The organism is Streptomyces bobili (assembly GCF_002154575.1).
In the GTDB taxonomy this organism is placed as follows: domain Bacteria; phylum Actinomycetota; class Actinomycetes; order Streptomycetales; family Streptomycetaceae; genus Streptomyces; species Streptomyces bobili.
Map to the genome: position 1 here is coordinate 1 of NZ_MUBA01000271.1, position 19,542 is coordinate 19,542.

The window sequence follows — 19,542 nt, forward strand, 5'->3', positions numbered from 1 at the left end:
GCGGGGCCGGGGCGGGCTGGGCGTTCATCAGCTCCCCTCGGCCTCGGCGGGAACCGGCACCTTCGCGGCGAGGGGCTCGCCGTGGACGTACCGGCCCAGCGCGGTCAGCGGGAAGACCTGCCGGTACAGGTGGTAGTTGATGGAGAAGTCCCAGGGGAAGCCGGTGCCGGTGAACTGGGGCTCGTCCCAGGAACCGTCCTCGCGCTGGGTCTCGGCGAGCCAGGCGATGCCCCGCTCCACGGCCCTGGAGTCCTTCTCCCCCGCCGACAGCAGCGCCATCAGCGCCCAGGCGGTCTGAGAGGCGGTGGAGGCGCCCCGGCCGCTCCAGCGTGCCGGGTCCTGGTAGGAGCGCAGGTCCTCGCCCCAGCCGCCGTCCTCGTTCTGTACGCGCTCCAGCCAGCCGACCGCCCGCCGGATCGCCGGGTGCCGGGCGGGCAGTCCGGCGGCGGTGAGGGCCGGCACCACCGAGCCGGTGCCGTAGATGTAGTTGACGCCCCAGCGCCCGAACCACGAACCGTCCGGCTCCTGTTCGGCGAGCAGCCAGTTGATGCCGCGGCGGGTGCGCGGATCGTGGGAGAGGCCCTCGAAGGCGAGCATCTCGACGACGTGCGCGGTGACGTCCGCGGACGGCGGGTCGATGACCTCTCCGAAGTCGCAGAACGGCAGCCGGTTGGGGAAGGGGCTGGTGTTGTCCACGTCGAACGCGCCCCAGGCGCCGTTCCTGGACTGCATGCCGAGGTTCCAGCGCACCCCGCGCCCGATCGCGCTCTCCACCCGGTCCGGGTCGTGATGGCGGACCCGGCGCAGCGCGAGGACCACCTCGGCGGTGTCGTCGATGTCGGGGTAGTTGTCGTTGTGGAACTCGAACGCCCAGCCCCCTGGCGGGAGGTGGGGCCGCCGCACGGACCAGTCGCCGGGCCGCACGATCTGCTCGCCCAGCATCCAGTCGGCCGCCTTGACCAGTTGGGGGTGGTCGGCCGGCACCCCCGCGTCGGCCAGCGCGATGGTGGCGAGGCAGGTGTCCCACACGGGTGACTGGCAGGCCTCGATCATCCGGGCCCCGTCCTCGCGCCACACCGCGTACCGGTCCAGCGACTTCAGGCCCTCCCGCATCACGGGGTGTTCGAGGTCGTAGCCGAGCAGGTACAGGGCGATCACCGAGTACACGGCCGGCGGCTGGATGCCGCCCCAGCAGCCGTCGTTCTCCTGCCGCTCGATGATCCAGCGGGCGGCCGAGTTCAGGGCCGCTCCCCGCAGTCTGCGCACCGCGACCCTGCGGTAGCCGCGCACCACCTTGTCCAGCCGCTGGAACAGTCCGTCCCAACTCGCCAACGGGGCCGGCGGCCTGGGCGGGTTGGGATCGGCCGGGTCGGTGTGCAGTTCGTCGAGGGGGAAGGGCGCCGGACGCACCGGACGCTTCGCCGAGACGACGGTGAGCGGCACGATGGTCTGCCGGGCCCAGCAGCCGAAGTTGTAGATGCTGAGCGGGAACCACTTCGGGAAGTAGAGGAGTTCCGGAGGGAGTTCGGGCAGGTCGTCCCACTTCCACCAGCCGAACAGCGCCAGCCAGATCCGGGTGAAGACCCGGGCGGCGGCGATCCCGCCCTGGTCGCGGATCCAGGCGGAGGCCTTCGCCATGTGCGGCGCCCCGGGCTCGTCCCCGGCCAGCCGCAGGGCGACGTACGCCTCGACGGTGGCGGAGAGGTCGCCGGGTCCGCCGTGGAAGGTGGCCCAGGTGCCGTCCGCGCGCTGCTCGCCGCGGATGAAGAGGGCGGCGGCGCGGGTCGTCGACTCGTCCTGGATGCCCAGGAACTGACGGAGCAGCAGATCCTCGGCGTCCATGCTGACGTTCGTCTCGAGGTCGCCCTTCCACCAGCCCTCGACGTCCTGCCGGGCGAGCAGGAAGTCGGCTCCGCGCTGCACCGCGCGCACGGCGGCTTCTTGTACCCCGGCCGCCGCGGGGATGTCGATACGGGTTTCGCTGGCCGCGGCAGCACGGGGCGGGAGGGCCCCGGTGCTTCCGTCGGTCGTCGCTGTCATGGCTTCCCCTTCGTGCAGTGTGCATGGCGTTGCGTCTGCTGTGGGTCCGCCGTCGGCCGGTGCGTCTCTTCCCGCGCCACCGGCCGGCGACTACGCGAGGGCTATTCGACCGATAGTGATCATCTCTTTCGTACGACGACGAAGTCGGCGAGCGCCGTGAACCGCTCCCGGACCTGCTCGGGCATGTCGACGGCGTTCAGGGCTTCGATGGCGATGGTGTGCTGACGGCGTGCCTCCCCGGCGGTCCACTCGCGGCCGCCGGCCTCCTCGATGAGCGCGGCGCGGGCCGCGAACTCCTCCTCGGAGAAGTTCTCGAAGTCGCTGCGCTTGGCGTCGGCGGCGAGCATCTCCGCGAGTTGCTCGGAGGCGGGACCGCCGGCGTCGAGCGCGGCCACGACCGGCAGGGACTTCTTGCGCTGGCGCAGATCGCTCCAGGTCTGCTTGCCGGTGGCCTCCGGGTCCCCCCAGATGCCGAGGAGGTCGTCGACGGCCTGGAAGGCCAGGCCGAGGTGGTGGCCGTAACGCTCCAGGGTGTCGGCGGTGTGCGCGTCCGCGCCGCCGAGCACCGCGCCGATCGAGCTGGCGCAGGCCAGCAGGGCGCCGGTCTTGTTGCCCTCCATCTCCAGGCACTCCTCGACGCTGACGCGGTCGCGGTGCTCGTAGGAGATGTCCTGGGCCTGGCCGTCGATCAGGGCGCGGGAGGCGGTGGTCAGCCGACGGGCGGCCCGGCCCGCCTCGACCGTGCCGAGTTCGAGGAGAACCTCGTTGGCGAGAGCGAACAGGGCGTCGCCGACCAGGATGGCCTGGGCGGGGCCGTGCACCTTCCAGACGGTGTCGCGGTGGCGGCGCTGCTCGTCGCCGTCCATCAGGTCGTCGTGCAGGAGCGAGAAGTTGTGGACCAGTTCGACGGCGACCGCGCCGGGCACACCCACCTCGGGCGCGGCGCCGGTGACCTCCGCGGAGAGCACCGCGAGCGCGGGACGTACGGCCTTGCCGCCGTCCCCGTCGGTCGGGTTGCCGTGGGCGTCGATCCAGCCGAAGTGGTAGGCGGCGACCGTGTCCATGGGCGACGCCAGCCGGTCGACGGCGGCGCGCAGCACCGGTGTGGCCAGGGTCCGGCCGCGCTCCAGCAGTGCGGTCACGTCCACCGCGGTCCTCCTGGCGGCCTTCTCGGCCGGGGGCACAGTGGGCACAGATTCTCCTCTTGTCGCGGTACCGGAGGGGGTGCGGGGGTGTGCCGAGCCGTGCTGATCGAACGTCACCGGGTCCCACCTCGCAGTGGAATACCGGGGTCCTCCGGTTCTTGGCCGGGGGTCCGGGGGTTGTCCCCCGGGACGATGCAGTAGGCGGCCTCCTCGACGGCGAAGAGGCGGCGGGGGCGGGGCCGGCCGAGGGCGCCGAGGGCGGCGTCCGCCGCGCTCACGCCGCTGCGGACCGCACTCTCCATGGTCGCGGGCCACCCTGTGGCGGTCCACGCTCCGGCCAGGTACAGGCCGGATGCCTTGGTGCGGGCGCCGGGCCTGAGCCGTCCGACGCCGGGGGTGGGAGCGAAGGTGGCCGTGCGCTCCCTGGTCACGAAGAAGTCCCGTACCGTGGCGCCGCGGGCGGCCGGCAGCAGCCGCTCCAGTTCGGGCAGGTAGCGCTCGCGCAGGGCGGCGACGGGTGCGTCGATCTCCTCGTGCGCGGCGGACTGCGAGACGGCCAGGTACTGTCCCTCGGTCAGTCCGGAGGCCTCGGTGCGGTCGAAGACCCATTGCACGGGGGTGCCGAGCGCGGTGAGGAAGGGCACGTCGAGCACCTTGCGGTCGTAGACGACGTGCACGTTCAGGATCGGCGCCGTCCCGATCTCCAGGAGCCGCTCGGGGTCGTCGAGCGCCCCGGCCGGCAGCAGGTCGTATGCCTCGCGCTGCGGTACGGCGAGGACGACGGCGTCCGCGCGCAGGGTCTCGCCGGGGACCTCGACGCTCCAACCGCCGTTGTCCTCGGGGGAGATGGAGGTGACGCGGGTACGGACCTCGGTGCGCACGCCCGCGGAGTCGAGGGCCTTGCGGGCGAGGCGGTCGTGCAGGTCGCCCAGCGGGACATGCGCCCAGCCGATGTCGGCGGCGCCCGGGTCGGACAGCAGGCCGGTCTTGAACACCATCGCGGCGAGTGCCAGGGAGCTGTCGCCCGCGACCGCGTTGAGGGTGGCGACCCCCACCAGGTCCCACAGGGCCTCCACGGCGCGCGCCGACTGACCGTGCGCGGTCAGCCAGTCGCCGAAGTTCTGTGCGTCCAGGGCCGGATCGGCGAGGTCGAGTCCCTTCAGCGCGAGCGCGGCCCGGCCGACCCTGGCGCGGTCGGCGAGCGAGAGATGCGGATACGTGGCGAGGCTGCGCCCGAGGTGGAGGGGGACCGGCAGCGCGTCGCGGCGCAGTCTGCCGAGCCGTCGCCCCTCGGGCTTGGCAAGGTCGACGACGGGCACGTCGAGACGGTTCTGGATCGGTGCCAGCGCGGTGCCCTCGATGCGGTCGAGGAACCAGCGGTAGGCGGTGCAGCAGCGCAGGTACACATGCTGGCCGTTGTCGACGGTGAGTCCGTCGCGCCGGAAGGAGAAGGCCAGGCCGCCGAGCCGGGGCCGGCCCTCCAGCAGCGTGACCCGCACTCCCGCGTCGGCGAGCGCGAGCGCGGCGGTGGTGCCGGCGAGCCCGCCGCCGATCACGACGGCGTGCCGGCCGGTGCTCTCCGGGATGCCGGAGCGCGGCTCGTCGCTCATCGTGCACCCTCCCCTGTGCGTCCACCGTGACGGTCGAACTCTGCACGGCTGACCGTCGCAGTCAGGGACGCCGCGCCGAGGCGGAGGGTTGCGTGCCGTTTTTCTCCGGCGGCATCGCCCTGTTCCCTCGCGTCGTCACCTTGTGGGTCCATCAGATCTGCCTCCTGCCGGCCAGCCGGGACACATGGCGGGTGTCCAGACCGGAGAGGCCGCGGACGGCGACGTACGCCTTCTCCCGGCCGGGGAGCGAGACCCGGCCGCGCAGGACGGCCTCGGGGTCGCGCTCGATGCGGTCGAGGAGGCGGCGGTAGATGCCGGCCATCGCGGCCACGCAGGCGCCGCTGCGCCGGTCGAGCAGGGGAAGCAGCCGGTAGCCCTCGGCGAACAGGGCGCGGGCCCGTCGCACCTCGAAGTGCACGAGGCCCGCGAAGTCGGAGCCCTCGGGCGGCTGCGGCCCGTCGAACCCGGCCGAGCAGCCGAACTTGGCGAGGTCGTCGGCGGGCAGATAGGTGCGCCCGCCCGCGGCGTCCTCGCGGACGTCACGGAGGATGTTGGTCAGCTGGAGGGCGAGGCCGAGGGTGTCGGCGTACTCCGGCGCCCGGTCGCCGCCGCGCGCCCCCGGTTCCGTACCGAACACGCCCAGGGAGAGCCGCCCGATGGCGCCCGCCACACAGCGGCAGTACGTCTTCAGGTCGTCCCAGGTCTCGTAGGTCTCGCCGCGGACGTCCATCAGGACGCCGTCGATCAGCTCGTCCAGGCCGCCCAGCGGGATCGGGAAGGCCTGCGCCGCGTGCGCGAGTGCGACCGCGACGGGGTCGGTGTCGTCCTCCTCGACCTCGCCCGCGCGGACGCGGGTGAGCAGCGCGCGCGTGTCCTCCAGCCGGGCGCTCTTGATCTCGCCGTCCAGCGCGCCGTCGCCGATGTCGTCGACGCGGCGCGAGAACGCGTACAGCGCCGACATCGCACGCCGCTTCGCGGTGGGCAGCAGCCGGATGCCGTAGGCGAAGTTGCGCGCCTGCTGTCCGGTGACGGTCTCGCAGTAGCCGTAGGCGGCGAGTACCGGTGCTGACACGGGTGGCGGTGACTCCACGGTCCGGATCACCCCTTTCCTCGCAGGGTCACGCCCGCCTCGCGCAGCAGCCGGAGCCTGCCGGGCTTGGGCGGGCCGGGAAGAACGTCGTGCTGGACGGCGGCGATCGCGTGGAGCGCCGCCCGTCCTCCCGCCACGAAGCCGGCGAGCAGCAGCCTCAGCCTTCCGTGGACGCTCCCCACGAGGGGGGCGCCTTCGTCCAGGAGGTCGCGGGCGCGCTGGGCTTCGAAGGCGACCAGGGCGCGCAGCGACGCGCCCGCGGTGGCCGCGGCGAGATCCGCCTCCTGGACATGGAATCGCTTCATGTCCGTGGCGGGAAGGTAGACACGGTCGCGGCCGAGGTCCTCGGTCACGTCCTGGAGGTGCTCGACGATCTGCAGAGCGGTGCAGATCGCGTCGGAGCGGCGGACGCGCTCGGGGGTCGCGGTGCCGGTGACGGCGAGGACCAGCCGGCCCACCGGGTTGGCGGACAGCTCGCAGTAGGCCAGCAGGTCGTCGTAGGTCTCGTACCGGGTGACGAGCTGGTCCTGGCGGTTGGCGGCGATCAGGCCGAGGAAGGGCTCGGGGGTGAGCGAGCGGCGGCGCACGGTGGGCTGGAGGCGGCGCAGCAGGGGGTGGCGGGGCGTGCCGTCGAAGACGCGCCGCAGGTCGGCCTCGAAGGCGTCGAGGAGGACCAGCCGGTCCTCGGCCTCACCGGCCGGCACGCCGAGCAGGCGGGCGTCGGCGCCGCCGGGCGCCAGGTCGCCGTCACCGATGTCGTCGACGAGGCGGGCGAAGCCGTACACGGCGACCAGATCCTCGCGCCAGTCCCGGGGCAGGAAGAAGGGGGCCACGGGGAAGTTCTCGTCCGCGGCCTTGGCGAGGGTGCCGCGCTCCGCGTCCGCGGTGTCCGTCGCCGTCATCGTCGGCTGCCCGGGGCAGAGACGGCACGGCTCGCGTTGAGCTGGGGAGTTTCCGTAGCCATTGCCGTCACATCTCCCGTTCTACACCGACAACCCGACACCCACTATTTCGGACACGCCGCCCGGCCGCCCGCGCGGCAGCCGCGGCTGGGGGTGTCGCGCATTATCGCCCCACTTGGCGCGTTTCGGGACCCGCTACAGCTTACGTTGTACAACGCGACGAGGTTCGCGCGGGTGTCCCGCAGATCACAACAACACACCGATTGGCGTCAAGCTTCCTACGGCAGGCAGGAGTTGACGCTTCCTTTGCAGACATCGGGCCCCGCCGGACGGTTCCGGCGGGGCCAGTGCGGCACCGGGTCACTTCCCGGAGAACTTCTCGTACTCCCGCAGGACCTCTTCGGTCGGTCCGTCCATGCGCAGCTCACCGCGCTCCAGCCACAGCACGCGGTCGCAGGTGTCACGGATCGACTTGTTGCTGTGGCTGACCAGGAACACCGTCCCGGCCTGCCGGCGCAGTTCCCGGATGCGTTCCTCGGAGCGCTTGCGGAACTTCGCGTCGCCGGTGGCCAGCGCCTCGTCGATCATCAGGACGTCGTGGTCCTTGGCCGCGGCGATGGAGAACCGCAGCCGCGCCTGCATGCCGGAGGAGTAGGTGCGCATGGGCAGGGTGACGAAGTCGCCCTTCTCGTTGATGCCGGAGAAGTCGACGATCTCCTGGTAGCGCTCCTTGATCTGCTCGCGGGACATGCCCATGGCCAGGCCGCCCAGGACGATGTTGCGCTCGCCGGTGAGGTCGTTCATGAGGGCGGCGTTCACGCCGAGGAGCGAGGGCTGGCCGTCGGTGTAGACCTTGCCGCTCTCCGGCGGCAGCAGGCCGGCGATGGCGCGCAGCAGGGTGGACTTGCCGGAGCCGTTGGAGCCGATCAGGCCGATGGCCTCGCCGCGGTGGGCGACGAAGGAGACGCCGCGCACCGCGTGCACCTTGCGCACGCCCCGCTCCTCGCCGCCGCGCTTGACGATGCGGCTGAGGGCGGCGGTGGCGCTGCCCTTGCCCGTCCTGGCGCCGTTGACGCGGTAGACGATGTGCACGTCCTCGGCGATGACGGTGGGGACCCGGGTGCCCGGCGCCTGCTCAGCCACGGCCGTACCTCTCCTCCGCCTGCCAGAAGTAGACGAAGCCGCCGACCGCGAACAGCACGGCCCAGCCGCCGGCGACGGCCCACACGTGCTGGGGCAGGTAATCGGAGCCGTACTCGTCGATGAGGGCGAAGCGCACCAGGTCCATGTAGATGGCGGCCGGGTTCCACTGCAGGACGCTCGCCATCCACTGCGGCTTGTCGGCGAGGAAGACGGGGATGGAGAACATGACCCCGGAGGCGTACATCCAGGTCCGCATCACGAACGGCATCAGCTGGGCCAGGTCCGGGGTCTTCGCGCCGGCCCGCGCGAAGACCAGCGCCAGACCGGTGTTGAAGCAGAACTGGAGCACCAGCGCGGGGATGATCAGCAGCCAGGAGGCGTCCGGGTAGCTGCCGAAGCCGATCACCACGAGGAACAGCACGATCATCGAGTACAGCAGCTGCTGGAGCTGCTGCAGCGCGAAGGAGATCGGCAGCGCGGCCCGCGGGAAGTGCAGGGCGCGGACCAGGCCGAGGTTGCCCGAGATCGCGCGGACACCGCTCATCACCGAGGACTGCGTGAAGGTGAAGACGAACACGCCCGTGACGAGGAACGGGATGTACACCTCCTTCTCCATGCCGCGGCTCGCGTTGAGGATCACGCCGAAGATCATGAAGTACACGGCGGCGTTCAGCAGCGGGGTGGCGACCTGCCACAACTGCCCCAGCTTGGCCTGGCTGTACTGGGCGGTCAGCTTCGCCTGGGAGAAGGCCAGGATGAAGTGACGGCGCCCCCAGAGCCGGCCCAGGTACTCCCGCAGCGAGGGCCGGGCACCGCTCACGGCCAACCCGTACTTGGCGGCCAGCTGCGCCGCCGTGAGGCCCTCGTCGGGCGACGGCGGCGCACTCACCGCGACTGCGCCGTCATGCGTTGTCTCACTCACCAGTAGGAAACTTTCGTCTTCGGGATGCGCGGCCTGAACCGGGCCGGCACGTGCCGGGGGGCCGCGGAACGGCCCGGGGCCCTCGGGGACGAGCTTGTCAGATGACGGGAGGCCGGCCCAGTCGGGTCAGCCGCCACACCGTACGCCACTTCATGGGCCTGCGCGGTCCGCACGATGTGGTCCAGCCTTCCCGGAAACCACCGAACCACGCCTTCAGTGCCGAGCGCGAGGGGCGGCGCACCAGAGTGAGCAGCAGCCAGACCCCGAGGTACACCGGGACCAGGGGCGCGGGGAGGTTGCGGCGGGCCAGCCAGACCCGGTTGCGGGCGACCATGCGGTGGTAGACCGCGTGCCGCGAGGGCGCGGTCGTCGGGTGGTGCAGCACCATGTCGGACCGGTAGTCGATCATCCAGCCGGCGTCGAGGGCCCGCCATGCCAGGTCGGTCTCCTCGTGGGCGTAGAAGAACGCGTCCGGGAGAGCGCCGACCTCGGCGAGGACCTGGGTGCGCACCGCGTTGGCGCCGCCGAGGAAGGTGGTGACGCGGGAGGAGCGCATCGGGTCGGCGGCCCGCAGCCGGGGCACGTGGCGGCGCTGGGTGACCCCGGTGTCGGGGTCGGCGATGCGGAAGCTGATGATGCCCAGCTCGGGGTCGGCCGCGAAGGCCTCGCGGCACAGCCGGGCGGTGTCGTGCTGGGCGAGCAGTCCGTCGTCGTCGAGGAACATCAGGACGTCGACGTCGCGCCCGCTGGGGCCGAAGGCCTCGATGCCGACGTTGCGCCCGCCGGGAATGCCGAGGTTCTCGGGCACCTCGACGGTGCGTACGTGCGTGGAGAACTCGGTGACGTCGGGGACCGGGGAGCCGTTGCCGACCACGACGACCTCGACCGGGTCGCCGTCCTGCTTGGCGATCGAGTCGAGCAGCGCGCGCAGTTCCTCGGGGCGGTTGCCCATGGTGATGACGACCGCGCCGACCTTCATGGGGGCGCTCATCGCAGCCTGCTCGACGCCAGGATGGACACCAGGTGCAGCACGGTCTGGAGCAGGGCGATGCCGGCCAGGACGGCGACGCCGATCCGGGAGAAGAAGAGGTCCCCGCGCGTCTGGTCCACGATCGCCAGGACCAGGATGAGCAGCGAGGCCTCCATCCCGAGGATCAGGCGGTGGAACTTCAGGGCGGCGGCGGCCCGGCGGGCCAGCGCCATGCCGGAGGAGCGCGGCTCGGACGCCGTCTCCTTGACGGGCGGCAGTCCGCTCTGGTGACGGGCGACGCCGACGAGGTCGGTCTCCGCCTTGATCATGATGGCGCCGAGCGCGGCCAGCGTGCCGAGGAAGGCCCACAGCCAGTCGATACGGCCGCTGCCCCACAGGTCGGCTGCGCGCAGGCCGAACCCGACGAGCACCGCGGCGTCGGTCAGGTAGGCGCCGACCCGGTCGAGGTAGACGCCGCCGAGCGAGTACTGCTTCTTCCAGCGGGCGATCTCGCCGTCGACGCAGTCCAGCAGCAGGTACATCTGCACGCAGACCAGGCCGAGCACGGCGCCCGTGATCCCCGGCACCAGCAGGGCCGGGGCCGCGAGCACGCCGAAGACGGTCATCAGGTACGTGAGCTGGTTGGGCGTGACCCTGGTGTTGACCAGGTAGCGGTCGACCCGCAGGGACACCTCACGCATGTAGAGGCGTCCCATCCAGTGTTCACCGCTGCGCCGGTCCTTCACCCCCGGAGGGTGGACGACCGGTCTGAGTTCAGCTACCGATGGCCTTGACATAGTCGGCGTAGGTGTCCTTGATCTGTTCGGTCTTGAGGTCGAGGTGTTCGAGGATCGTGTAGCGGCCGGGGCGGGTCTGCGGGGCGAACTCCACGACCTCGACGAACTCGTCGGTCGTGAAGCCGATCTCGTCGGGCAGCACCGGCAGCCCGTGCCGGCGCAGCACCTCGGCCATGTACGCGGACTCCTCGTGGGCTCCGCGCAGGTACATCGCGAAGGCCGCGCCGAGTCCGCACTGCTCGCCGTGGGCGGCGGCGCGCTTGGGATACAGCAGGTCGAAGGCGTGGTTGATCTCGTGGCAGGCGCCGGAGGACGGGCGGGAGTCGCCGGACACCGACATCGCGATGCCGCTGAGGACGAGCGCCTCGGCGAGCACCTGGAGGAAGCCGGTGTCGCCGATGCCGCCGGGATGCCGCAGGACCGCCTCGCCGGCCTGCCGGGCGATCGCGGCGGCGAGGCCGTCGATCTTCTCGCCCGTGACGCGGTGGGCCAGTTCCCAGTCGGCGATCGCCGAGATGTTGGAGACGGCGTCGCCGATGCCGGCCCGCACGTAGCGCACCGGTGCCTCGCGGATGACGTCCAGGTCGATCACGACCGCGATCGGGTTCGGCACCCCGTAGGAGCCCCGGCCCGCGTCGTTGTCGAGGGTGGCGACCGGGGAGCACAGGCCGTCGTGCGCGAGGTTCGTCGGTACGGCGACGAGCGGGAGGCCCACCCGGGCCGCGGCGAACTTGGCGCAGTCGATGATCTTGCCGCCGCCCAGGCCCACGACGGCGTCGTAGTGGCCGGCCTTTATGTCACCGGCGAGCCGCACGGCGTCGTCGAGGGTGCCGCCGCCGACCTCGTACCAGGTGGCGCCGGGCAGGGAGGGGGTGAGGCGTTCGCGCAGCCGGGCGCCCGAGCCGCCGCTGACGGCGATCGCGAGCTTGCCGGAGTGCGAGATGCGCTCGTCGGCGAGGACCCCCACGAGGTCGTCGAGGGCACCCGGACGGATGTCGACGACGACCGGGGAGGGGATCAGCCGGGTCAGTACTGGCACGCGATCTCCCGTCCACGGGCGAGATCGTCGTGGTTGTCGATCTCGACCCAGCTGACGTCGCCGATCGGGGCCACGTCGATCCGGAAACCGCGGTTGACCAGTTCCTGGTAACCGTGCTCGTAGAACTGCTGCGGGTCGGTCTCCCACACCGTCTTCAGCGCGTCGGCCAGCTCGGGGGCGGCGTCGCCCTCGATGAGGGTGACGCCGATGTACTCGCCGGTGGCCTCGGCGGGGTCCATCAGCTTGGTGATCTTCGTCATGCCCTTCGCGGGGTCGACGACGACCTTCATCTCCTCGTCCGCGAGGGACTTCACGGTGTCGAGGGCGAGGATGATCCGCTTGCCCTCGCCACGGGCGGCGAGCAGGGTCTTCTCGACGGAGACCGGGTGCACGGTGTCGCCGTTGGCGAGGATCACCCCGTCCTTGAGGGCGTCACGCCCGCACCACAGGGAGTAGGCGTTGTTCCACTCCTCGGCCTTGTCGTTGTCGATGAGGGTCAGCTTGAGGCCGTACTTCGCCTCCAGGGCCGCCCTGCGTTCGTACACGGCTTCCTTGCGGTAGCCGACGATGACCCCGACCTCGGTCAGACCGATCTCGGCGAAGTTGCCGAGGGTCAGGTCCAGCACCGTGGGCTCGCCCTCTATACCCGCGGGCCCCACCGGCACCAGCGCCTTGGGCAGGCTGTCGGTGTAGGGGCGCAGACGCCGTCCGGCGCCGGCCGCCAGCACGAGGCCGATCATGCGGGTTCTCCTTCATCGTGTACGGACGGGGCGCCTGCCCGGTGGGCGGCGACCCAGAAGCGGATGCTCTCGGCGATCACCACGAGGGCGATGGCCACGGCGAGGACCGTGAGAGCGACCGTGAACTGCCGGGCGGTGAGCGCCGCGGCCAGGACGGCCACGAGCAGCGTCCGCCCCTCCTGCCCCCCGACCGCGCGCACCAGCCAGGCCGGCGGCGCTCCGGCGTTGCCGCGGATGCGGTACACCGTGTCGTAGTGATGGTAGGCGACGGCGGCAACCAGTCCGAAAGCCGCCGGTAGCGCTCCGTTCACGTCCGCCTTCGCCGCGAGGATCAGCACCATGCCGTACTCGGCGGCGCGGAACACGGGCGGGACGAGCCAGTCGAGGGCGCCCTTGAGGGGGCGGGCGACGGCTTCTGCGGAGAGCAGCACGTAGGCACCCGCCATCAGCACGACCCACCAGCTCGGTCCCCACAGCCAGGCACCGAGCGTGACCATGACGGCGCCGGCGGCGGCACTGAGGGCCGCCGTCGGACGTGCCACGCCGGGCAGGAATCGGACCAGCAGGCCGGCCAGCGGCCCGCTGTCCGCGAGGTCCGCCAGTGCCTGGGCCGCCCGGTCCGTGCGGCGCGCCTTGCGGGTCAGGGAGCGCAGGACCCGGCCCGCCGTGGTGTAGGTCGCCGCGAACGCACAGCCGACGAGGAGCGCGTAGAAGGTGATGCGGGGGGTGGTGGCCGCGGTGAGAACGGCGATCATGGCCCATCGTTCGCCGATGGGCAGGACTATCATCCGCCGCACCCAGACCGTCCAGCCGACGCTGTCCAGCTTTCCGGAGAGGGCGGCGGTGGGGCTGGTGTTGGCGGTGGCGTCGTGGTTGGCCTCGTTGAAGGAGAAGTCCACGACGTGCCGGCAGGTCTGCAGGACCATCGCGCCGAGGGCGAGCGCCCATACGTCGTCCCCGCCGCGGGCCGCTCCGAGGGCGAGGCCGGCGTAGTAGGCGTACTCCTTGGCCCGGTCGAAGGTGGCGTCCAGCCAGGCTCCGAGGGTGGAGTACTGCAGGGAGTAGCGGGCGAGCTGGCCGTCGGTGCAGTCCAGCACGAAGGAGAGGAGGAGCAGCAGCCCGGCGGCGACGTAGCCGCCGCGGGTGCCGGTGGCCGCGCAGCCCGCCGCGATCAGCGCGGTGATCAGCGAGGCGGTGGTGACCTGGTTGGGGGTGAGTCCCCGGCGGGCGCACCAGCGGGCGAGGTGGCGCGAGTAGGGGCTGATGCAGAACGTGGTGAAGAAGCCGTCGCGGGCCTTCACGGCCGACTTCAGGCGTACGGCCTCGTCGTCGACGGCGCCGACGGCCTGCCGTGCCTCGTTGCGGGCCTGCGGGTCGGCCGGGACGACGGCGACCAGGCTGCCCAGCTCGGGCCGGTGCACCTCGCCGCCGTCCGCGTCGAGGGCGGTGACGATGCGGTCGGCGAGGCTGTCCACGGCGAGGGCGGTGCCGCCGCTCGTGGAGTTCTCGCGGGCCATGGCGCGGGTCAGTGCCTGACGGCCGGCCGGCTGCGCGGTGACGGCGCCGGGCACCGCGGCGAGCGGGAAGCGGGGGTCGGTGAGGCCGAGGCGCAGCGCGTGGGTGTGCCCGACGAAGCGGGTGTCGACGACGGCGACCCGCTGGTCAGCCGGGACGGCGGCGAGGAGCGTCTCCGCGTCGGCGGCATCGGTGGCGGTCCGGATGTCGAAGCCGAGGGACCGCAGGTCTGCCTCGATCGACGAACCGGGGACCGGCTGACCGGTGAGGATGGCGGTCGACAACCGAACTCACTCCCTGGGTCCCGGCGCGTGCGCGCCGGACGTCTGCGTGGTGGGCTCTGCATGGCGGGCGCCCTTGGCGGCACCGGTGAGGGCACCGGGCGCGGCATTCGGCAGAGGCTATCGGATGCCGGGAAGGCCGTGTTCACCGGCCGTTCAGGTCGGATCCACACGGCCCGGACCGGCCTTCGCCGAGATCATCATGTGCGATCGGCGGCCCCGCCCACAAACCGCGCTCCCCCGCGGCAGACATCCGGGACATTGCACACGGGCCCGAGGACTCGGCACAGGACCGCCCGGCGATCGGGGGCTGCGAGGAGGAGAGGAGGAGCGGAGTCGCGTGCCCGACCCCGCGGCGCCGCCCTCTCCTTGCCGGGCGGTCTAAAGTGGGCGGCCATGACGTGGCTGATCACCGGCGGGGCCGGATACATAGGGGCGCACGTGGCGCGGGCCATGACCGGCGCCGGCGAGCGCGTCGTCGTCCTGGACGACCTGTCGGCAGGCGTGCCCGCGCGGCTGCCCGCGGACGTGCCGCTCGTGGCGGGCTCGGCGCTCGACGCGCGCCTGCTGAAGCGGGTGCTGGCCGAGCACGCGGTGACCGGTGTGGTGCACCTGGCGGCGCGCAAGCAGGTCGCCGAGTCGGTGGCGCGGCCCGCGCGCTACTACCGGGAGAACCTCGGCACGCTGGCCACCCTGCTGGAGGCGGTCGCCGAGGCCGGTGTCCGCCGGTTCCTGTTCTCCTCGTCGGCGGCCGTCTACGGCAATCCGGACGTGGACCTCATCACGGAGGACACCCCCTGCGCCCCGGTCAACCCCTACGGCGAGACCAAGCTCGCCGGGGAGTGGCTGGTGCGGGCGGCGGGCGAGGCGCACGGCATCGCGACGACGTGCCTGCGCTACTTCAACGTGGCGGGGTCGGCGGCGCCGGAGCTGGCCGACACCGGCGTCTTCAACATCGTCCCGATGGTCTTCGACCGGCTCACCCGCGACGAGGCTCCGCGGATCTTCGGCGACGACTATCCGACGCCGGACGGCACCTGCGTACGGGACTACATCCACGTCGCCGACCTGGCCGAGGCCCATCTCGCGGCGGCCCGGCGGCTCTGCGCACCGGGCGTGCGCGGCGATCTGACGGTGAACATCGGCCGGGGCGAGGGCGTCTCGGTGCGCGAGCTGGTCACGCTGATCGGCGAGGTCACCGGTGACGGCCGGCCGGCCCTGGTCGAGGGGCGCCGCCCCGGCGACGCCCCGCGCGCGGTGGCCTCGGCGGCGCTGGCCGCCCGGGAGCTGGACTGGACCGCCTCGCGCGGGATGCGGGAGATGGTCGCGTCGGCCTGGCAGGGCTGGCAGCTGCACCACGGCGGGTGAGCTGCCGTCGGGCCCCTGACCTGCAGTTCGTTTCCGCAGGTCAGGGCACATGACAACGGTGTTCAGTGCCGCGTTGCCGGGTACCCCCCACCCGTAGTTCACTGGGGGCCCAGGGCGGATCACAGGAGGCTGTTTCTCATGGGGGCTGGGCACGATCACGGCCACGGTCACACGCACGCGCCGGCCACCGGGACGGCCGCGGCGGCGTACCGCGGCCGGCTGCGCGCCGCACTCGCGATCACGCTCACCGTCATGGTGGTGGAGATCGTCGGCGGAGTGCTCGCCGACTCCCTCGCCCTGATCGCCGACGCGGCGCACATGGCGACCGACGCGGTCGGCCTGGGCATGGCGCTGCTCGCCATCCACTTCGCGGGCCGCCCGCCGACCGGGAACCGCACCTTCGGGTACGCCCGCGCGGAGATCCTGGCCGCCCTCGCCAACTGTCTGCTGCTGCTCGGCGTGGGCGGGTACGTCGTGTACGAGGCCGTCCAGCGGTTCTTCACGCCGGCCCCGACCGAGGGCGCCCTGATGATCGTGTTCGGTGGGATCGGCCTGGTCGCCAACATGATCTCGCTGACCCTGCTGATGCGCGGGCAGGCGGACAGCATCAATGTGCGGGGCGCGTTCCTGGAGGTGGCGGCGGACGCGCTGGGCTCGGTCGCGGTGCTGCTCTCGGCGGTGGTGATCCTGACGACCGGCTGGCAGGCCGCCGACCCGGTCGCCTCGCTCGTCATCGGCCTGATGATCGTGCCGCGGACCGTGAAGCTGCTGCGCGAGACGCTGGACGTGCTGCTGGAGGCGGCCCCGAAGGGCGTCGACATGGCGGAGGTGCGCACCCACATGGTCGCCCTGGACGGCGTGGAGGACGTGCACGACCTGCACGCCTGGACGATCACCTCCGGGATGCCGGTGCTGTCGGCGCACGTGGTGGTGCGTTCGGACGTGCTGGACGCGATCGGCCACGAGAAGATGCTGCACGAGCTCCAGGGCTGCCTGGGCGATCACTTCGACGTGGCCCACTGCACCTTCCAGCTGGAGCCGAGCGGGCACGCGCAGCACGAGGCGCGGCTCTGCCACTGACCGCCGGGCGCGCGGGGAGCGACCGCCGGGCGGCGCGGGGTTCGCACATCCGTTCCGGACGGTTCCGGGCGCGCGGCGCCGGGCAAGATCAACCACCGGGCCCCCGTTTCCGGTGACGGAATGGCGGCGGCCGTGGTCGCGCCGGGTGGCGGGACATGCGGGCGTTCGCGTGGAAGTGCCGGGAGCGCCGTGCGCGTACGGCAGACTGGGGGCGCGAGGGACCGATGTTAAGGATGGGTATGCCGATCACACCTGCCACCGCGACGACCGGCTCGTCGAACGGCACCGCGGACGCGATTTTGCTGGAGCTGGTCGATGAGAACGGCGTGACGATCGGCACCGCGGAGAAGCTCGCGGCCCATCAGGCGCCGGGGCTTCTGCACCGGGCGTTCTCGGTGTTCCTCTTCGACGAGCAGGGGCGGCTGCTGCTCCAGCAGCGGGCGCTGGGCAAGTACCACTCCCCCGGCGTCTGGTCCAACACCTGCTGCGGTCACCCCTACCCCGGTGAGGCACCGTTCGCGGCGGCGGCGCGGCGCACGTTCGAGGAGCTGGGGGTGTCCCCCTCGCTGATGGCGGAGGCGGGCACGGTCCGCTACAACCACCCCGACCCGGCCTCGGGCCTGGTGGAGCAGGAGTACAACCATCTGTTCGTCGGGATGGTGCAGTCCACGCCGCGGCCGGACCCGGTGGAGGTCGGCGACATCGTCTTCGTGACGCCCGCCGAGCTGGCGGAGCGGCATGCGAAGGACGTGTTCTCCTCCTGGTTCATGACCGTGCTGGACGCGGCCAGGCCGGCGGTACGGGAGCTGACGGGCCCCTCGGCCGGCTGGTGAACGGGGTGCGCTAGCGGATTCCGGCGGCGGGTTTGAGCGGCAGGGCGGCCCAGATCACCTTGCCGCCGCTCGAGGTGTGCTCGACCTCGCACACCCCGCCCGCCTCCCGGGTGATCTCGCGTACCAGCAGCAGTCCCCGGCCGCCGGTCCGGCCGTGATCGGCCTCCAGTGCGGTCGGGCGGTAGGGGTGGTTGTCCTCCACGGACACCCGCACCCACTCGGCACCGACGGCCACCTCCACCGCGAGCATCGGCGAGAGCAGTGCCGCGTGCCGTACGGCGTTGGTCACCAGCTCGGAGACGATCAGCAGGAGGCCCTGGACCAGGTCGTCCGAGGCCGGTACCCCCTGCCGGTACAGCAGGTCCCGCACGGCGTGTCTGGCCTGCGGGACCGAGGCGTCCTCGGCGGGCGCGGTGAACCGCCAGACGCCTTCGTACGGCAGCGGTCGCGGTGGGGGCATCGTCTGCGGCGGCGGTTGCGGCGCTCTGCCGTCCGCGGGGGTGTCCGCGCTCTCGGGAGGTGCCCCCGTTTCGCCCTCGGGGCGTGGGCCGGGCCCGCGCCCGTCGTTCTCCATCGTCCGGTCGCCGTCCTTGCGCTCGATTGTCACCACACGTCGAGTGTTGGTAACGCCGCGCTTCACGCCGGATACCTGAACAGAAGTCAGCCGATATCGAGCACTCCCGACCACCGGGGACCCCTTCTCGCCGCAATCACGACCACTTCTGTCGCAGCCGTGCCGCCTTCGCGCACTATTCGGGTTGTACGGGTTTGGCGGCGCGCTCGCCCGGTTCATCCCCGGCGTCCGCCTCCCCGGCCATGCGCCCGGAGACCAGCCCCACGATGCGCCGTCCGCCGAAGCCGGTGGCGAGCAGCCCGAGGCCGTCGAAGAGGAGGGCGAGGGAGAAGAAGCAGCCGATGACGTACTGACTGCTGCTCGGCCAGTCGATCAGCACCAGGATGCCCAGCAGCAGGTCGAAGGCGCCCAGCAGGAGCGTCCAGCCGAACTGCGAGCCCCGTACGACCATGCTGCCCACCAGCCGGAAGAGGCCGCCGGTGAGGAACAGCAGGGCGGCGAACATGGTGAGGGCGGCGGCAGCCTCGTCGGGTTTGCGGATGACGACGACTCCGGCGGCGATGTTCAGGGCGGCCACGATGGCGCCGAGCCAGAAGAAGCCGGTGCCGCGGGCCTCGATGGCGTGCACCAGGCCCACCGCGCCGCCGATCAGCAGCAGCCAGCCGAACAGCAGCATCGAGGTCAGGGTGGCGACACCGGTGTAGACGAGCCCGACGAGGCCGGCCACCACGAGGATCACCCCGAGCACGGCGAGTCGGCCGAACCCCCTGCGGAGCCTGTCCGCCTCGACCTCGGGCCGGGAGGACGTGTCCATGGGCATCTCCTCGCGTCGGTCTTCTCTTGCGTTCCCTTCCCCTTTAGTCCCCTTTGCCCCCGATGGCATAACGCTCACCCGGCCGCGCTTGATCATGCGCCCGGCCGGACGGTTAGCATCCGGGCCATGGAGCCCGAACTGCTGCACGGTGTCACCGACGCTGTCGCCACCGTCGTCCTGCACCATCCGGCCAAGCGCAACGCCATGACGGCCGCGATGTGGCGCGCGCTGCCGCCACTGCTGGAGAAGCTGGCCGCCGATCCCGGCGTACGGGCGCTGGTGCTGACCGGCGCGGGCGGCACCTTCTGCGCGGGGGCCGACATCTCCACGCTGCAGGGCTCGCCGGACGAGGCCCAGTCGCTGGCCGTGCGGGCCGAGGAGGCCCTCGCCGCCTTCCCCGGGCCGACGCTGGCCGCGGTGAAGGGGCACTGCGTGGGCGGGGGCGCTCAGCTCGCGGCAGCCTGCGACCTGCGGTTCGCCGAGGACGGCGCCCTGTTCGGGGTCACGCCGGCCAAGCTCGGGATCGTCTACCCGTCGTCGGCGACCCGGCGGCTGGTGGCGCTGGTGGGACCGGCCGCCGCCAAGTACCTGCTGTTCTCGGGCGAGTTGATCGACACGGAGCGGGCGCTGCGGACCGGCCTGGTCGACGAGGTGCTGCCGGCCGGCGAACTCGACGCCA

General features: G+C 72.1%; 19 protein-coding genes. 4 read left to right on the forward strand and 15 right to left on the reverse strand.

Translation table 11 applies throughout. The features are described from left to right. Positions 1-27 precede the first annotated feature (27 nt). The 13 genes from shc to BZL64_RS21970 form a co-directional block, all read right to left on the reverse strand. A complete protein-coding gene (gene shc, locus BZL64_RS21915) occupies positions 28-2,040 on the reverse strand; it encodes a squalene--hopene cyclase (protein ID WP_086770901.1) in 2,013 nt (670 codons plus the stop codon). Between the two features lie 119 nt (positions 2,041-2,159). Then, positions 2,160-3,224: a polyprenyl synthetase family protein gene (locus BZL64_RS21920; protein WP_167396181.1), complete on the reverse strand. Its 1,065-nt coding sequence runs from the start codon at positions 3,222-3,224 to the stop codon at positions 2,160-2,162. Between the two features lie 74 nt (positions 3,225-3,298). Beyond that, the gene (gene hpnE, locus BZL64_RS21925; RefSeq protein ID WP_086770903.1) at positions 3,299-4,795 is read right to left on the reverse strand and encodes a hydroxysqualene dehydroxylase HpnE; all 1,497 of its coding nucleotides are present in this window, start codon (positions 4,793-4,795) and stop codon (positions 3,299-3,301) included. Beyond that, a complete protein-coding gene (locus BZL64_RS42195; RefSeq protein ID WP_425276060.1) occupies positions 4,792-4,947 on the reverse strand; it encodes a DUF6380 family protein in 156 nt (51 codons plus the stop codon). The genes hpnE and BZL64_RS42195 overlap by 4 nt, the downstream gene beginning before the upstream one ends. Next, positions 4,947-5,897, reverse strand: coding sequence for a presqualene diphosphate synthase HpnD (gene hpnD, locus BZL64_RS21930; protein ID WP_086770904.1), 951 nt, complete (start codon positions 5,895-5,897; stop codon positions 4,947-4,949). Before hpnD ends, BZL64_RS42195 begins: the two co-directional genes overlap by 1 nt. Continuing rightward, positions 5,894-6,787 (reverse strand): squalene synthase HpnC, encoded by an 894-nt coding sequence (gene hpnC / locus BZL64_RS21935; RefSeq protein WP_086770905.1) that lies wholly within the window; start codon positions 6,785-6,787, stop codon positions 5,894-5,896. The genes hpnD and hpnC overlap by 4 nt, the downstream gene beginning before the upstream one ends. Positions 6,788-7,147: 360 nt before the next feature. Continuing rightward, positions 7,148-7,930: an ABC transporter ATP-binding protein gene (locus tag BZL64_RS21940; RefSeq protein WP_086770906.1), complete on the reverse strand. Its 783-nt coding sequence runs from the start codon at positions 7,928-7,930 to the stop codon at positions 7,148-7,150. After that, entirely contained in the window at positions 7,923-8,852 is a 930-nt protein-coding gene (locus BZL64_RS21945; protein WP_086770907.1) for an ABC transporter permease, read from the reverse strand. Before BZL64_RS21945 ends, BZL64_RS21940 begins: the two co-directional genes overlap by 8 nt. A gap of 97 nt (positions 8,853-8,949) precedes the next feature. Continuing rightward, on the reverse strand, positions 8,950-9,843 hold the full coding sequence (locus tag BZL64_RS21950; protein ID WP_086770908.1) for a glycosyltransferase family 2 protein: 894 nt from the start codon (positions 9,841-9,843) through the stop codon (positions 8,950-8,952). Further along, complete coding sequence (locus BZL64_RS21955) at positions 9,840-10,619, reverse strand: CDP-alcohol phosphatidyltransferase family protein (protein ID WP_086770909.1); 780 nt, start codon at positions 10,617-10,619, stop codon at positions 9,840-9,842. The genes BZL64_RS21950 and BZL64_RS21955 overlap by 4 nt, the downstream gene beginning before the upstream one ends. Then, positions 10,597-11,658, reverse strand: coding sequence for an iron-containing alcohol dehydrogenase family protein (locus BZL64_RS21960; protein WP_086770910.1), 1,062 nt, complete (start codon positions 11,656-11,658; stop codon positions 10,597-10,599). The genes BZL64_RS21955 and BZL64_RS21960 overlap by 23 nt, the downstream gene beginning before the upstream one ends. Beyond that, entirely contained in the window at positions 11,646-12,398 is a 753-nt protein-coding gene (locus BZL64_RS21965) for a phosphocholine cytidylyltransferase family protein (protein WP_086770911.1), read from the reverse strand. Before BZL64_RS21965 ends, BZL64_RS21960 begins: the two co-directional genes overlap by 13 nt. Beyond that, positions 12,395-14,197, reverse strand: a complete 1,803-nt coding sequence (locus BZL64_RS21970) for a DUF5941 domain-containing protein (protein ID WP_086770912.1) — start codon at positions 14,195-14,197, stop codon at positions 12,395-12,397. Before BZL64_RS21970 ends, BZL64_RS21965 begins: the two co-directional genes overlap by 4 nt. 393 nt (positions 14,198-14,590) lie before the next feature. Here BZL64_RS21970 and galE point away from each other — a divergent pair, with 393 nt between their 5' ends. From galE to idi, 3 genes are all read left to right on the forward strand, one after another. Continuing rightward, positions 14,591-15,562, forward strand: coding sequence for a UDP-glucose 4-epimerase GalE (gene galE / locus BZL64_RS21975; protein WP_086770913.1), 972 nt, complete (start codon positions 14,591-14,593; stop codon positions 15,560-15,562). Between the two features lie 138 nt (positions 15,563-15,700). Next, positions 15,701-16,642 carry a cation diffusion facilitator family transporter gene (locus BZL64_RS21980; RefSeq protein ID WP_086770914.1) on the forward strand — a complete coding sequence of 314 codons (942 nt, stop codon included), beginning with the start codon at positions 15,701-15,703 and terminating at the stop codon, positions 16,640-16,642. A 239-nt stretch (positions 16,643-16,881) separates the two neighbouring features. After that, positions 16,882-17,475: an isopentenyl-diphosphate Delta-isomerase gene (gene idi, locus BZL64_RS21985; RefSeq protein WP_086770915.1), complete on the forward strand. Its 594-nt coding sequence runs from the start codon at positions 16,882-16,884 to the stop codon at positions 17,473-17,475. A gap of 10 nt (positions 17,476-17,485) precedes the next feature. On the opposite strand, the gene BZL64_RS21990 is transcribed toward idi, so the two are convergent. Then, positions 17,486-18,049, reverse strand: coding sequence for an ATP-binding protein (locus BZL64_RS21990; protein WP_086770918.1), 564 nt, complete (start codon positions 18,047-18,049; stop codon positions 17,486-17,488). A 175-nt stretch (positions 18,050-18,224) separates the two neighbouring features. After that, entirely contained in the window at positions 18,225-18,863 is a 639-nt protein-coding gene (locus BZL64_RS21995) for an HdeD family acid-resistance protein (RefSeq protein ID WP_086770916.1), read from the reverse strand. 126 nt (positions 18,864-18,989) lie between these two features. Between BZL64_RS21995 and BZL64_RS22000 the strand changes: the two genes are divergently transcribed. Next, positions 18,990-19,542 (forward strand): enoyl-CoA hydratase/isomerase family protein (locus BZL64_RS22000; RefSeq protein ID WP_086770917.1); only part of this gene is annotated, 553 nt, incomplete at its 3' end.